The sequence below is a fragment of the Streptomyces sp. CA-135486 genome (genome assembly GCF_050936555.1).
Lineage (GTDB): Bacteria > Actinomycetota > Actinomycetes > Streptomycetales > Streptomycetaceae > Streptomyces.
In genome coordinates, this window is the sequence record NZ_JBNJMM010000002.1 from 2,162,181 (window position 1) to 2,177,178 (window position 14,998).

Here is a 14,998-nt window from a genome sequence, read left to right on the forward strand (position 1 = left end):
TCACTCTGGGTAATAACTGGGTGGGCAGTAAGTCGTACGAACGGGGGCGCGTACATGGATGCGGAGCGGCTGATCGGAGTCAGTCGGCATGCCTTGGCGCAGAGCCGGGCGGTGCCGGAGATCGTGGCGGAGGCCTGGCAGGCACAGGCCCTCGCGCAGGCGATCGGAGACAGACTGGCGGCGCACGGGCCGCCGGAGCTCAGAGGCGAGGCGCGAGGGCTGAGCGAGATCGGAGGACGCGGGTGCGGGGTGCTCGACCACCCGATGGTGCGCAGCGGCGGGGTCAGAGCCGCGCAGCTGTCCCAAGTGGCGGATGAGCGGGGGACGTTGCTCGGGCTGAGCGTGCTGCTGGGGGAAGTGGGGATCGCCCTGGTCGGGGTCGCGTGTGCGACGGACGAGGAGGGGCTGTACTGGCAGTGCATCGAGGCCATAGACGCCGCCGACGAGTCGAGTGACCGGGTGCGGGGGATGCTGCGGCGGCTCGCGGCGCGGGACGCGGAGAGGCCGCCTCGTCCGATCCGGGGCTCGGCGGGTCCGGTGGTCGTGACGAGGCCGCCGGACGTGCCGGAGGCGCTGGAGGTGCCCGAGCTGTCCCGGAGAGAGCTGTCCGACTCGGCCGACTCGGCTCCCTCGATGGACGCTGTGGACTTGGCGGCGGGGCCGTCATGACCTCGAAAGAGTTCCAAGCGCCCGCCGGACCGCGGGCCGGGCGCTCCGGCTCCGCCCGATCCGGCGACCGGTGCCGCGAGCCAGTCACCGGCGGGGTCGGGCGCGCCCCACCGGGTCGACGGAGCTTTCACCCGACCGGGCAGGTGCCGGCCGGGCGGCGACGGCGGGATTGACAGCAGTTCGAAGGTGCAGGATGGATGCATGGATCTTCGAATCTTCACCGAGCCCCAGCAAGGGGCGAGCTACGCCACCCTGCTGACCGTTGCCAAGGCCACCGAGGACCTCGGTTTCTCTGCCTTCTTCCGCTCCGACCACTATGTCGCCATGGGGTCGGCGGACGGGCTGCCCGGGCCGACCGACGCCTGGATCACCCTGGCCGGGCTGGCCCGTGAGACCAAGCGGATCCGCCTCGGCACGCTGATGACCGCCGGCACGTTCCGGCTGCCGGGCGTGCTGGCCATCCAGGTCGCACAGGTCGACCAGATGTCGGGCGGCCGGGTCGAGCTGGGGCTTGGCGCGGGCTGGTTCGAGGAGGAGCACAAGGCGTACGGCATCCCGTTCCCGAAGGAGAAGGTCGCCCGGCTGGAGGAGCAGCTGGCGATCGTCACCGGGCTGTGGGCCACCGAGATCGGCACGACCTTCTCGCACGAGGGCGCGTACTACCAGCTGACCGACTCGCCCGCCCTGCCGAAGCCCGTCAACGGCAAGGTGCCGGTGCTGATCGGCGGGCACGGAGCGACCCGCACCCCGCGGCTGGCCGCGCAGTACGCGGACGAGTTCAACATCCCGTTCGCCTCGATCGGGGACAGCGAGCGGCAGTTCGGCCGGGTCCGCGCCGCCGCGGAGGCGGCCGGGCGTGGCGCGGACGACCTGGTGTACTCCAACGCCCTGGTGGTCTGCGTGGGCAAGGACGACGCAGAGGTGGCGCGTCGCGCGGCCGCGATCGGACGGGAGGTGGACGAACTCAAGGCGAACGGGCTGGCCGGCTCGCCCGATGAAGTGGTCGACAAGATCGGCCGGTACGGCGCCATCGGAGCGTCCCGGATCTACCTCCAGGTCCTGGACCTCGACGACCTCGACCACCTGGATCTGATCTCCTCTCAGGTCCAGTCCCAGCTGAGCTGATCGCCATGCGCCCCGCCCGTGCCCTCGCCACCGCCCTCTCCGAAGGGACGGTCGTCCTCGACGGCGGTCTCTCCAACCAGCTGGAGGCGCAGGGCTGCGAGCTGTCCGACGCGCTCTGGTCGGCGCGGCTGCTCGCCGATGATCCACGCCAGATCGAGGCGGCCCACGCGGCGTATGTGCGGGCGGGTGCGCAGGTGCTCATCACCTCCAGCTACCAGGCCACCTTCGAGGGTTTCGCGCGACGCGGAGTCGCGCCCCCAGAGGCCGCGCGACTGCTCGCCCGCAGCGTGGAACTCGCCCGCAGCGCAGGGGAGCTGAGCGAGAAGGAGGTGTGGGTCGCGGCCTCGATCGGGCCGTACGGAGCGATGCTCGCAGACGGCAGCGAGTACCGCGGGCGGTACGGGCTGACCGTGCGGGAACTGGAGCGCTTCCACCGGCCGCGGATCGAGGCCCTTGTCGCGGCCGGTCCCGATGTGCTCGCCCTGGAGACGGTGCCGGACACGGACGAGGCGGAGGCGCTGCTGCGGGCGGTCGAGGGGTGCGGGGTGCCGGTCTGGCTCTCGTACAGCATCACCGGTGAACGCACCCGGGCCGGCCAGAAGCTGACGGATGCTTTTGCCCTGGCCGCCGGCCAGGACCAGGTGATCGCGGTCGGGATGAACTGCTTCGAGCCGAGTGACGCGGACCGCGCGGTCGAGCTCGCGGCGGCGGTGACCGGTAAGCCGGTGGTCGTCTATCCCAACAGCGGGGAGAGATGGGATTCGGAGGAGCGGGCGTGGCGGGGCGGGGCCACGTACGACCTGGCGAGGGCGCGGGACTGGCGGGCGTCCGGAGCACGACTGGTGGGCGGCTGTTGCCGGGTGGGACCGGGGCAGATCGCGCAGCTCGCCGCGGCCCTCGCAGGTGGCGGCGGCTGACGAAATCCCCCGGTCGGGACGGGTGAATCCGGCCGACGGGCGTACGAGGTCGGTGTAGCAGTCCAGGGGGAATGGCCAAGGGCATGGGTCTCCTGGACCAGGAGACTTGGCGGGCGCCGTTCGTGACGCTGTCACGCTTGCGGCCTGACGCTGGTCGATCTCTCCCTTGCCCCGGAGCATCGCCGGGTCACGGACTACGAGGCGCCGGATGGCGTGGGCGGCAGCCGAAGGTGTGGGGTCTTCCCCAATGTTACGGGGTCTGTTGGCAGACGAAACTCTGGTTGAGCCCGGGCCGGAACCTGTGTCCCGCGAGGCTTCCCACTCATGCCAACCCCCCACGAGAGGTCTGTTCTGTGACCAAACGTCATGGGCGCCACGCCCGACCGAAACGCCACAACCCGGTCGTGCGTCGCGCAGCGATCGTCAGCGGCCAGGCGATCGGCGTCTCCGCCCTGCTCGGGTCACTCGCCGGTACAGCCAATGCGGCGGCCGGCGACCCGGGGCACGTACGCATCACGGTGATCGGTGACTCCTACACCAGTGGCGAGGGTGCTTCGGCGGGTACCTACAAGACCGTGCAGGTGACAGGAGCCGAGGGCTCCGTCCTGAACCAGATCGACCCTGCCCACCAGTCCGCGACCGCCCCGACTCTCCGAGCCATCGACAAGATCGCGCAGGAGAATCCCAATGTGACGTTCGATGTGACGTTCGTCCCGGTCTCGGGAGCGACCCGCGGCTCGTTGTACGAGACGGTACGGCCGGGAACAGAGTTCGAGCATTCGCCTCAGATCGACGCGGTCAACGGGGCCAACATCGTGATCGTCGGGGTCGGGGGCAACGACGCGGGGTTCGGCAACCTGGCGCACACCGTCGTCACCTCCAGGGAGGCGACCACGGAGCAGGCATTCCCGGGCATGATGGCGCCGCTGCAGGACGGGACCTACCTCAGCCAGCAGGCGTCTGTGTACCAGGACATCGCCTCCCGGGCCGCTCCGGGCGCCACGATCGTCACCCTCGGATACCCGAAGGTCATGCCCGACGCCATTCAGGGCGGCTCTCCCTCCCCGGTGAGCGAGTTGCTGATCAGTAATCGTGAGGCCCAGCTGGTCAACGAGTTCGGCTCGACCATCAACTCGCTGAACGAGCAGGCGACCCAGCAGGCGGCGCAGCAGACCGGTGCCAACGTCACGTACGCGGATGTGTCTCAGGCGCTGTCCGGGCATGAGCTCTTCTCACCGCAGGAGGGGCTGAACGGCCTCGACTTCCTCAACGTGCAGGGTTCGTACCACCCCAATGACCTAGGCCAAGCGCTCATCGCCAACACTCTGACTCCGACGGTGAACCACGCCGTCATTCACGAGCTGGGCAACCAGGGACTCGTCGGCCCGCCGGCCCCGGAGCCGGATCCGCTGCCCACCGTAGACACAGCACCGGAGAACCCTCCGGCACCGCCGGACCCGGTTGTGCCTGATCCGGTTGTGCCTGATCCGGTTGTGCCGGATCCGGTTGTGCCGGACCCGGTTACGCCGGATCCAGGTACGTCTGATCCGGTAGTGCCTGATCCCGTTGTGCCGGATCCGGCTGTGCCTGATCCCATCACGGACCCGGGCTTCCCTGATCCGGTAGTGCCGGACCCGGTTGTACCTGAGCCCATCACGGACCCGGGCTTCCCTGATCCGGTAGTGCCGGACCCGGTTGTACCTGATCCGGTTGTACCTGGCCCCGTCACGGACCCGGGTTTCCCTGATCCGGTTGTGCCGGATCCGGTTGTGCCGGATCCCATCACCGACCCGGGCTTTCCCGATCCGGTTGTGCCGGACCCGGTTGTGCCGGATCCCATCACCGACCCGGGCTTTCCCGATCCGGTAGTGCCGGACCCGGGTTTCCCCGATCCGGTTGTCCCGGACCCAGTAGCGCCCGATCCGGTTGTACCTGATCCCATCACGGACCCGGGCTTCCCCGATCCGGTAGTGCCTGATCCGGTTGTGGTTGAGCCCATCACCGATCCTGGCTTCTCTGACCCGGGTTTCACCGATCCCGGTTTCACCGATCCCGGCTTCTCTGACCCGGGCTTCTCTGACCCGGGCTTCTCTGACTCGGGCTCCTTCGACTCGGGCTCCTTCGACTCGGGATCCTTTGATTCGGGGTTCTGACCCAGGACGGACATCCCTGCAAGCGGGCGCGGATCGCGTGTGAAACTACGCGCGATCCGCGCCCACTTACGCACGGCCCTTGCCTTCCGTGCCGCCCACCTCACGTTCGCCGAAGGCTTGGGCCAGCGCCCACCGGGAGTCAACTCCGAGTTTGCGGAAGATCCGGGTCATGTGGGCCTCGACGGTCTTCACAGACAGGAACGTCCTTTCCGCGATGTCCCGGTTGGACAGACCCTGAGTCGCCAGCTCAGCAATGGAGTTCTCACGCGGCGAGAGCCGGGACGGGGCCGCGGATCGCACGCGAGGCCTCAGTGCTCCGATCCGGCGCTGCGCATTGACTGCCTGAACATGCAAGTGGCCGGCACCGTACGCGACCGCGGTCTGCTTGACCTGTCCGACGTTTTCCATTGCTGCGCCGAACTGCCCGGCCGCGGCCTGTGCCTGGGCAAGTGCCAGCCGGGTCCTTCCTTCGACGAGTACCTGCTGGGTGGACGCGAAGTCCTCCACCGCCGAGCCGAGTAACCCGACGGCTGCTTTCGCGTCACGGCCCATTAGGCAGGCCTGCGCCACAGCCGCGTGCCCGTGCTGGCCCCGAAGTCCCACCGCCGTGGCAGCTTCCGTGGCTCGCTGCGCCCACGTGCGCGCCGCCTCCAATCGACCGCGGGCCACCTCCGCCTGTGCCGCCGTGCTGAAGAAGGTGGCCTTGATGGTGTGCGTCGGCCCCAGGTGCCGCGGCTGATCGATGATGTCCCGCACCAGCGAGACGCAGTCCTCCAGGCGCCCCTGCTCGAAACGTATGAGGGAAAGCACTCCGGCGGTCAGGCCCCACAGCCGTCCACGGGCGCGGACGGTCCGCAGGGCGCGTTCGGCGAGCGGCGCCGCGGTCACCGGATGTTCACTGATCATGATGGCTCGCGCGCGCAGCGCCAGCGAGTATCCGAGCAGATCGGACTGGCCCAGCAGGTACGCCATCTCTTCGGCCGCCTCCGCCGAGCCGACCGCCTCCGCAAGTTGGCCGACCGCGCGATGTGCCCACGAATGGCTCAGAAGCAGGTAGGGCATGACATGGCTCTGTCCGGTGTCCCGGGCGATCCGGATGCCGCGGGTCACGTGCCGTACGGCGTTGTCGTAGCGTTCGGCGAGCAACTCGGCCCAGCCGAGCTGGCTCAGCGGATCGAGGAAGGCGACCAGCTCCGCGTCCTCCATGTCGTCCACGGCCGCCGCGGCGTCCGAGGCGTGGGCCAGTAACGCTTCGGTCTTCCCGCTGTAGGCAGCGCCCAGCGCACGGCACGCGGCGGCGGCGATTTGGGTGCCCCGGTCGCCGGTGGCGTTCGCATGCTGCAGAGCGGTGTCCAGGTAGGCCGCCGACTCGTCGTACGCCCGCTGAATCATGCGCACGGTCGCAAGCTCCAGCCGCAGCGGGTTGGCCACACCGCTGCTCTGGGGCCACGCGGCCAGTTCCGTCTCCAGGACCGCCCGCGCCTCACTGATGCTGCCCAGAATCCGCTCGACCTTCGCCTGCAAAGCCACCACACCCACCCACCGGCTGCGCTGGTCGGACGGCAGCAGGCCCAACCCCTCCTTGAGAGCCGCTCGAAAGCCCACAAGGTCGCCGGTCAGCCCCAGGGCGCGGGCAAGAGCCAGCAGCACGCCGAGCCTTGGTTCTCCCGATCCGGCATCCGGCTTCAGCAGCCGTAACGCGGCCGTCAGCCAGGACGCCGCGGTCGCCGGCACCGAGTACATGGTGAGCTCGGCCGCCTCGCGCAGCAGGTGAACCGCGTCCAGGTCGCCGGCCTCGGCAGACCGTGCGACATAGGGGGCCCGTTCCACGGGGCCCGCCCCGGCCTCGCGCAGTGCCCGGTCGGCCCTGGCGTGCGCTGCCAGCCACCAGCCGGGCGGCGATTCACCCGAGATCAACTCCCGCAGCAACGGATGGCGGAACTCCAGCATCCGGCCGGCCGGTTCGCCACGGCGGACCAGATCCATTTCGGCCAGGACGTCGAGGGCCTCCAGGGTCGGCCCGAGTGCCAGGTCCGCAACCGTCGAGAGCAGGACCGGATCGAACGGGTCACCGAGCACCGCGGCCGCCCTCAGCACCGACAGCTGCTCCGGATCGAGCAGCGCCACTTCCCTCACCAGCGCCGCCCTCAGGGAACCCGGAAGATCGACGAACTGGCCGGAGCCCGGGCACGAGGACGAGGATTGCGCCGAGGCCGCCAGCGAGTCGGCCGCCAGCCGCGCAAGCACTTCCAGGTAGAGGGGATTTCCTCCGCTGGTGGTGTACAGCCGCTCACGCTGCTCGGCCGCCAGTTCCGTGCCGAGAATGAGGTCTCCGGCACGCCGATCGAGGGGGGCGAGCCGGAGTCGCTCCATCCGGTAGCCGTCGACCGTCTGCGGAATGCACGCCAGCAGCCGCGGCCGGGCCTGCCGCGGCCGGTACGAACAAGCCAGGACAATGGGCACCGCCGGAGGATTGCGGAGCAGGTAGTGCAGCAGCTCGAGCGTGCCGTCATCCGCCCAGTGGAGGTCGTCGAGACACAGCAGGACGCCCCCGCCCCCGCCTGCGCTCTCAAGCAGTCGGCTCACCGCGCCGAACAGCCGGAACCGTTCGACGTCGAGCAGCTGCGGGCTGCGGTGGACCGGCCTTGAGGACCGTGTCATCACCAGATCCAGCAGCGCCCGGGTCTCCTCGTCCGCTGCGGGCTCGGCCCGGCCTGGCGCCTGTTCCAGGCGGGTGCGCAGCGACTCGACGACGGCGCCGAACGGGCGCTCCTGCTCGTACTCCGAGGCCCGGCCCGACAGTACGGTCACCTCCGTGGCGCGGGCGTGCGAGGCGATCTCCGCGAGCAGCCTGGTCTTGCCCAGCCCCGGGTCCCCGGTGATCTCGACGACCGTCGAACTGCCATCGGCGCAGGCATCGAGGGCTGCGCACAGCCGCGTCACCTCCCAGTCACGGTCCACAAGCGGCGTCGCCTGCCTTCGCGGTGGGCGTGAGCAGTCCCGAGGACAGGGCGGCCCACTCATGTCGTCAGGGTTGTTCCGCATTCGCAACAGGAGACACGCAGTTCTCGCTCTGGGGAATAGCTTCAGGCGCCACATCAAGGTTGTTGGAAGGCTGGTCGCCACACATGTCCCGTCCGCACGGGTCGCCGGGCTCCCGGACCGGAGCGCGGCTCACGTGGACAGCGACCTGAGGGCGCGCAGGTCGGCGGCGGTCGGATACCGCCAGACGAGGTAGCCGAGCGGGACTCCCGTTCGGTCGGCCAGCCACTCGTGGTTGAGCTCGGTGGGGCCGGCCTGCCGGGCGGCATCGACCAGCAGCCGGGTGCGGCGAGTGTCTCGGTCCGATGCGATGACGCGATGGTCGCGCGGCGTCTTGCGCCGACCGCCGTTCCAGCGCCGATACCTAGTGCCTCGGAACTTCATGCCGGGGAGTCAAGCGCGCCGCTGTTGCTCTGGGGTCACTCTCTGGTTGCGGGTCCTTTGCGCTGGCCTTGGCGCTTCGGGGGAGGAGAGGAGGAGGCATGCCGGCCCTTCGTCGACGTCCGCAGGCGCGCCGGCAGGGATGCGCATCGCAGCACCGCAACGGCGTAATCCAGACGTCACCGGCGGCTCGTTCGCCCGCAATGGGGATCCGTCGCACTAGTCCTTGGCCACCCGTTCCCGCCGTGCCGCAGGAGCAGACACGATGGACTCGAACCTGACCAGCACCGTCCGCCGCGTGCCGTTTGGTGCGCGACTGAGGCTTCGTCGATATTCGGACAGATCAGCGCCCAAGCAGGTGGGGCTCGTCGAGGGACGGGTCGAGCATGGCGACCGGCGGGGCCGCGAACTCGGCTTCCCCACCGCCAACATCGTGCTGGGCGACGAGAGTGCGAGCGACGGTGTGTGGGCTGGGCTCGTGCAGCTGCCCGACGGCGACACGTACGGCGCAGCCGTGTCGGTCGGCCGGAGGGCCACCTTCTACGGTCGCGATGGGATCCGCCTCCTCGAAGCACACCTGTTGGACTTCTCCGGCGACCTCTATGGTCAGTGGCTGCGGGTCTGTCTCGACCACAGGATTCGACCGCAGCGCCGCTTCTCCGACATCGATGTCCTGGTGAAGCAGATGCACCACGACATCGCCGACGCCCGGCTCTGGCTGCATTCGAACGCCCGCCTGCGAGTCTCCGACGGCATCGCAGACCAGCCCTGAGGGGGCGACCTGCCGTCCCGAGGGCCACCGATGGCGCAATGCGTACGTCGCATCTGAGGACGATTGAGGCAACACTCCCGTGCTTCCATGATCAGGCTGGATGGCCGCCGCTTCGAAGGGGGTTTCCTCGTGCAGATGATCTGTTGCCTCGTCACGCCGCAGAGCCGTGGCGGTCGGCGGTGACCACCCACCCGGTCGGGCCGGTGCGCCCGGAGACGCTGTACCAACGGCACCGCCAGACTCCCGACCGGCTGAACAACTCGATGCGCAGGGCCTACGACCTCCTACGTTCCTCCCTCCAAAGCAGCTGCGAGAGCCAGTACCTGGTCGAGGGGGAGCTGACCGGCGCCTTGTCGGCGAGCCGCAACACGGTGCGCGCGGTCCTGCAGCTCCTGGCCAAGGACGGTCTGGTCACGCGTAGTCCGAAGCGGGGCACGCGCTCTGCCCGCGTGACGACCTTGCGGATCAACCACATCGCCCCCGTCGAGGCGTTCGGCGGCGAGAGGGCCATCCACACCCAGCTCCGTGCCCTGGAGTACCAGACCCTGGGCTGCCCGGGCCTCGTGCGTGAGCGACTGCAGCTCGTGGGGGACTGGACCGTGCTCATGATGGAGTCGCTCCTCCTCCAGCACGAGATGGTGCTGGGCATCTCGGTGAGCTACGTCGCGCTGAGCCCCGAGGAGTCCCGAGGCGTTGTTGTCGACGAACCGGACGCGATCTTGTTCCTGGAGAAGCACTTTGACGTCAGGATCCGCGGAAGCAAGTCGACGACGATCGGTGCGATCGCAGCCGACGAGCAGTCCGCGTGGTTGGTGGGTGTGGAGGTCGGAGCGCCCATGCTCTTCTTGGAGGACGTCCTGGAGGACGAGCTGGGCCAGCCCAGGGCGCTGTCGCAGTTCCGGCTGCGGAGCGACCTGATCGCCTTCCAGACCCACGCCGTCCGATCGACCTGACACACGCCGATCAGCCGCCGGAGGACAGCCCACGACCTCACCCGGGCAGCCCGCCCGTTGCGGCCTGGCCCGACCGGGCGTTGTGTCCAGCCCTTCACTCGTGGCTGTGGGCGGCACTCGTCACCATCGCCGCCCACAGCGCCGCATAGTGGCCTCCCAGCTTGAGGAGCTCGTCGTGGGAGCCGTCCTCGACGATCAGCCCGTTGTCCACGACCAAGATGCGCTGGGAGGCTCGTGCCGTCTGGAGCCGATGCGCGATCAGCAGCGTCGTACGTCCCCTCGCGGCCAGTCCCATCGCTCGCTGGACGCGTGCCTCGGTGGCGAGGTCCAGGTTGGCCGTCGCCTCGTCGAGCAGCAGGATCGCGGGGTCGACGAGGAGTGCCCGCGCCAGGCTCAACAGCTGGCGTTGGCCGGCCGACAGTGACCGGCCCTGCTCGCTCACCGGGGTGTGGTAGCCGAGCGGCAGCTCGGCGATGAAGGCGTGTGCCCCCACTGCGCGCGCGGCCCGCTCCACGAGGAGGTCGGGCGCCTCGGGTTTCCCGTAGGCGATGTTGGAACGGATCGTCCCCGAGAAGAGAAAGGGTTCCTGGGGGACGAACCCGAGTTGGTGGCGGTATGCCGCCAGGTCGAGCTGCTTGATCGGGATGCCGTCGAGGCTCACCGTGCCCGCGGAGGCGTCGTAGAACCGGGCCACCAGCTTGACCAGGGTCGATTTGCCTGCACCGGTGGTGCCGACCAGAGCGACGACCTGCCCGGGCGGGATCTCGAGGCTCACGTCGTCCATCGCGACCAGGCCTGTGCTCTCGTAGGCGAACGTCACGTGGTCCAGGGAGATCCTGCCGGACAGGCGCCCCGGGACGGCGGGGTCCTCGGCGAGCGGGGTGCCCGTCGGCGTCTGCAGGAGCTCTCGCAGCTGGACGACCGCGACCTTCGCCTGTAGCCATTGGTCGAAGACGAGGGACAGCTGCTGGATCGGCGTGAAGAACTGGTCGAGGTAGAGCAGAAACGCAATCAGCAGCCCGTAGGACAGGTCACCCTCGATGACGCGCGGGGCGCCGACCGCGAGCGCGATGGCCTTGGCGACGGTGCTCAGCAGCTGGAGCAGCGGGAAGAACCGGGCGATCAGCTCGGCCGAGCGAATCCGGGCCTCGCAGTAGGAGTCGGCCAGCGTCGCGAACCGCGCTTCGTTCGCCTGCTGTCGGCAGTAGGCCTGGCTGACCGCGACGCCGGCGAGGCTCTCCTGCATGTTGGCGTAGAGCACCGACACCCGGTGGCGCGCGGTCAGGTATGTCTTCCCCGAAGCGGAGCGGAACCACAGTGTCGTGCCCACCAGGATCGGCAGCACCGCCGAGACGGCGAGGGCGAGTTGGACGTCGAAGACGACGAGGGCAACGGCTATACCGGCGCACGCCAGCATACTCACCATCGCGGTCAGCAGTCCCTGTTGCAACAGCTGGGCGAAGGCCTCGACGTCGGAGGTCATCCGGGTCATGATCGTGCCGGCCATGTGCTGCTCGTAGTAGTTGAGCGAGAGTCGTTGCAGGTGCGCGAGCGTACGCACCCGCAGCCCGAACAGCATGCGCTCGGCAGTGCGCTGGGCGGAGTAGATCATCACCCTGCTGTTGACCCAGATGACGCCTTGGAGGGCCAGGAGGACAACACAGACCCAGGCCAGCATCTGGCGGGAGTGCCGGAGGACGCCGTGGTCGATGCCGAACTTGATCAGCACGGGCGTCGCGATCCACGACACGGCGTCGACGACCACCATGACCGAGACCAGCAACAGCGGCTTGGTGAAGGACCGGAAGACGCCCCCGATGGAGAACCGGTCGTGTGGCGCGACTGCCTCTGCGAGGTCGATGTCGGGCTCGCCGCGCAGCTCGGGGAGGCGCTCCACGGCCTGGAGCAGCGTGGGTGACACCGTGGCCAAACCGGCGAGGGTCGAGGTGTCGCCACTCATACCGGGGCCGTGCGAGCCGGACGCCGCCCGCGTGGCGGCCTCGCTGGTGTGGCTGCTGATCTTGGGCGCGCCCAGCCGTGACACGTCCTCCGGCCAGGCGGCGGGGTCCAGCTCGGTGACCGGTTCCTCAGGCCCTGCCTCGAAGTCCGCGTCGGGTCCGGTCAGGAGCTCCCGGAAGAGCTGGGATCTCTCGAGCAGCTCTTCGGTGGTCCCGACGTCGACGATCCGGCCGTGTTCGAGCACGATGACCCGATCCGCCAGAAAGAGGGTCGAGTGCCGGTGGGCGATCAGCACGGTCGTCCGATGGGCGAGGACCTCCCCCAGCGAGCGGTGGATGGCCTGCTCCGTCCGCGCGTCGATGGCCGACGTGGCGTCGTCAAGGATCAGCACCTGGGGGCTGGTCAGCGCCGCTCGGGCGAGTGCGAGTCGTTGCCGTTGCCCGCCGGACAGGGTGAAGCCGCGTTCGCCCACGACAGTGTTGTAGCCGTCGGGGAGCCCGGCGATGAAGCCGTGCGCATGGGCGGCGACCGCCGCGTGCTCCACCTCGTCGGTGGTGGCCGTCGGCCTGCCGAACGCGATGTTGTCGCGGATCGTCGTCGAGAAGAGGAAGCCTTCCTCGAACACCATCCCGACCGCGGCACGCAGCGAGGTCAGGCTGTACTCGCGGATGTCGCGGCCGTCGATGCGCACCACTCCCGACGTGGGGTCGTGGAACCGGGCGATGAGGTGGGCCAGGGTGGACTTCCCCGAACCCGAGGCCCCCACGATGGCGATCCGCTCCCCCGGGTTCACCCGCAGCGAGATGTCGTGCAACACCAAGTCGCCACCGGGGTAACGGAAGTCGACATGGTCGAGTTCGAGCAGGCCCGCGGGGTTCTCCAGCCGGACGGCGTGGGGACGCTCCTGCACGCGTGATTGCGTCGACAGCAGCTCGACGACCCGCTGGGCGCCGGCTCGCGCCTGCTGGCTGGTGGCCATCAGGCCGGACAGGAAGCGCACCGGGGCAACCAGCTGCAGGACGTAGCTGGAGAAGGCGAGGAACACGCCGAGTGAGACCTGGTCCTCCATGACAAGCCAGCCCCCGAAGCCGAGGATGGCCAGCTGGGTGAGACCGGGGATGGCATCCAGGCCGGCGCCGAACACCGCGTTGATCCTCGCGGTGCGGAGCCGGGACTGGAAAAGCTTGCGCGCCTCGTCGTTGAGCGACGCCTGCTCCTGCTCCTCCTGCCCGAAAGCCTTGACGACCCGGACTCCGGTGACCGCCTCCTCCACGACCCCGGCCACGCTGCCCTGGAACCGCTGGTCCATCCAGCTCGCGGGGAACGACCGGCTACGGAACCTCATGGCCACACCGAGGAACACGGGTACAGCCACCAGCATCACTGCTGCCAGGAGGGGGGAGAGGTAGACCATCACGGTCAGCGACACGATGAGCAAGGTGATGTTGCCGTACGCCAGGCCCATCTGCTGGAGGAACATCTGGATCAGGGTGAGATCCGATGTCGCCCGGGACATCACGTCCCCGACACGCAACTCGTCGCGCCGCGAGGCGTCCAGGTACTGCATGTGCCGGTGCAGCTTGATCTGGAGGTCCCGCTGGACGCGCACGGCGGCTCTCCCGCCGATCGTGCGGCGCAGGTAGTTCGCCGCGAAGCCGGCGAGCCCGGCGACGAGCAGGAGCACGATCCAGACGGCTCGGGAACGCCTCTCGGACAGGATCGTGTCGTCGAGAACGACCTGCTGGATCAGCGGGATGAGGCCCATCAGGCCCATCGCGACGACGGCGAACCCGACGCCGAGCCAGATACGCAAGCGCTGCTGCCGGTCGAGCACGGGTGCCAGCAGTCGGAGGGTCCCGCGCGCGTACACCCGAGGGTACTGGGTGGCCACCTCCACGTCGGGCTCGAGGGAGTCTGCGTCGCGGATGTCGAGTGGCGTGGTCATGGGCACATGAGAAGGGGCGCGGATTTCCGCGCCCCTTCTCATGCATTGCCGGCCGATTGCGCCTCAGACGGCGATCCGCGGATCTGCTGCGGCTTGGAGGACGTCGACGACGATGTTGGCCACCACGTAGAGGAGGCCGACGACCAGGGTGATTCCGGCGATGGTGTTGAAGTCTCCCTTGCCGATCGACTGTGAGATGTACAGGCCGATCCCGGGTCTGGCAAAGATCGCCTCGACCAGGATGCAGTTCCCGATCATCCCGGCGAGCTGCAGCCCCATCAACGCGAGCACCGGGCCGAGGGCGTTGCGGAGTGCGTGCTTGACGAGGATCTGATTCCCGCTCAGGCCCTTGGCCCTGGCAGTACGGGTGTACTCCGCTCGGAGGGTGCCCTCCAGGCTGCTTCTCAGGACGCGACCAACGGCCACCGCAGGTGCGATCGCGATGCACAACGCCGGGAGGATGAGATGTTTCAGGCCGTCAAGGAACAGGCCCGGCCGACCCGCCACCAGGCTGTCCACCAGGAGGAAGCCGGTCGGGCCCGTCGGCGCGTCGTACGCCGATGTCCGGCCGGTGACCGGCAGAAGGTCGAGCCAGCGGTAGAAGACCAGCATTGCGATCAGGCAGGCCAGGAACACGGGCACCGACGCGCCAGAGATCATCACCACCCGCAGCACCCCCGATCCGCGCCACCGCTGCGCAGTGGCCAGCCCGAGGAAGAACCCGATCACGGCGATCAGCACGAGTGCCATGAACACGAGCTCCAGCGTGACCGGCAGGAACTTCACGATGTCCGACGCGACGAGCGAGCGCGTCACCGTCGAGGTCCCGAGGTCACCCTGCACTGCATTCCCCAGGTAATGGAAGAACTGCACCGGCACCGGCTTGTCGAGTCCCAGTTGCTGGCGGGCGGCTTCGTACACCTCCGGCGGTGCCTTCTCCCCGACCAGGGCCACGACGGGGTCGACCGGCGCCACCTTCTGCAGGACGAAGACCAGCAGGACCAGTGCGATCAGGACGGGAAGCGCTCCAAGCAACCGACGCCCCAAGGTCATCAGCATGATGTCACCTCACGTTGGCCTGT

The 14,998-nt window shown here is 69.0% G+C and carries 9 protein-coding genes and 1 pseudogene; 6 read left to right on the plus strand and 4 right to left on the minus strand.

All coding sequences use genetic code 11. The features are described from left to right. Positions 1 to 54 precede the first annotated feature (54 nt). From ACQEVG_RS29260 to ACQEVG_RS29275, 4 genes and pseudogenes are all read left to right on the plus strand, one after another. A pseudogene (locus tag ACQEVG_RS29260) lies at positions 55 to 558 on the plus strand (DUF6099 family protein); the annotation flags it as partial. 312 nt (positions 559 to 870) lie between these two features. Then, on the plus strand, positions 871 to 1,794 hold the full coding sequence (locus tag ACQEVG_RS29265; protein ID WP_432989252.1) for an LLM class F420-dependent oxidoreductase: 924 nt from the start codon (positions 871 to 873) through the stop codon (positions 1,792 to 1,794). Positions 1,795 to 1,799: 5 nt separating this feature from the next. Continuing rightward, positions 1,800 to 2,711 carry a homocysteine S-methyltransferase gene (gene mmuM / locus ACQEVG_RS29270; RefSeq protein WP_432989254.1) on the plus strand — a complete coding sequence of 304 codons (912 nt, stop codon included), beginning with the start codon at positions 1,800 to 1,802 and terminating at the stop codon, positions 2,709 to 2,711. 518 nt (positions 2,712 to 3,229) lie between these two features. Further along, entirely contained in the window at positions 3,230 to 4,864 is a 1,635-nt protein-coding gene (locus tag ACQEVG_RS29275; protein ID WP_432989256.1) for a GDSL-type esterase/lipase family protein, read from the plus strand. A gap of 66 nt (positions 4,865 to 4,930) precedes the next feature. Here ACQEVG_RS29275 and ACQEVG_RS29280 read toward each other — a convergent pair whose 3' ends face one another. Together ACQEVG_RS29280 and ACQEVG_RS29285 are read right to left on the minus strand one after the other, a co-directional pair. Further along, positions 4,931 to 7,825, minus strand: a complete 2,895-nt coding sequence (locus tag ACQEVG_RS29280; RefSeq protein WP_432989258.1) for a helix-turn-helix transcriptional regulator — start codon at positions 7,823 to 7,825, stop codon at positions 4,931 to 4,933. Positions 7,826 to 8,038: 213 nt separating this feature from the next. Beyond that, positions 8,039 to 8,290 carry a hypothetical protein gene (locus ACQEVG_RS29285; RefSeq protein ID WP_432989260.1) on the minus strand — a complete coding sequence of 84 codons (252 nt, stop codon included), beginning with the start codon at positions 8,288 to 8,290 and terminating at the stop codon, positions 8,039 to 8,041. 262 nt (positions 8,291 to 8,552) lie between these two features. On the opposite strand from ACQEVG_RS29285, the gene ACQEVG_RS29290 reads away from it, so the two are divergent. Then, positions 8,553 to 9,059 (plus strand): riboflavin kinase, encoded by a 507-nt coding sequence (locus tag ACQEVG_RS29290; protein WP_432989262.1) that lies wholly within the window; start codon positions 8,553 to 8,555, stop codon positions 9,057 to 9,059. A 179-nt stretch (positions 9,060 to 9,238) separates the two neighbouring features. Then, positions 9,239 to 10,012, plus strand: coding sequence for a GntR family transcriptional regulator (locus tag ACQEVG_RS29295; protein WP_432989264.1), 774 nt, complete (start codon positions 9,239 to 9,241; stop codon positions 10,010 to 10,012). Between the two features lie 94 nt (positions 10,013 to 10,106). On the opposite strand, the gene ACQEVG_RS29300 is transcribed toward ACQEVG_RS29295, so the two are convergent. Together ACQEVG_RS29300 and ACQEVG_RS29305 are read right to left on the minus strand one after the other, a co-directional pair. After that, entirely contained in the window at positions 10,107 to 13,916 is a 3,810-nt protein-coding gene (locus tag ACQEVG_RS29300; RefSeq protein ID WP_432989266.1) for an ABC transporter ATP-binding protein, read from the minus strand. Between the two features lie 63 nt (positions 13,917 to 13,979). Next, the gene (locus tag ACQEVG_RS29305) at positions 13,980 to 14,975 is read right to left on the minus strand and encodes an ABC transporter permease (protein WP_432989268.1); all 996 of its coding nucleotides are present in this window, start codon (positions 14,973 to 14,975) and stop codon (positions 13,980 to 13,982) included. Positions 14,976 to 14,998: the final 23 nt, after the last annotated feature.

Coding starts and splice junctions, on each gene's coding strand:
- ACQEVG_RS29305 (WP_432989268.1), bottom strand. CDS start 14,975: ATGCTGATGACCTTGGGGCGTCGGTTGCTTGGAGCGCTTCCCGTCCTG.
- mmuM (WP_432989254.1), top strand. CDS start 1,800: ATGCGCCCCGCCCGTGCCCTCGCCACCGCCCTCTCCGAAGGGACGGTC.
- ACQEVG_RS29290 (WP_432989262.1), top strand. CDS start 8,553: ATGGACTCGAACCTGACCAGCACCGTCCGCCGCGTGCCGTTTGGTGCG.
- ACQEVG_RS29265 (WP_432989252.1), top strand. CDS start 871: ATGGATCTTCGAATCTTCACCGAGCCCCAGCAAGGGGCGAGCTACGCC.
- ACQEVG_RS29285 (WP_432989260.1), bottom strand. CDS start 8,290: ATGAAGTTCCGAGGCACTAGGTATCGGCGCTGGAACGGCGGTCGGCGC.
- ACQEVG_RS29300 (WP_432989266.1), bottom strand. CDS start 13,916: ATGACCACGCCACTCGACATCCGCGACGCAGACTCCCTCGAGCCCGAC.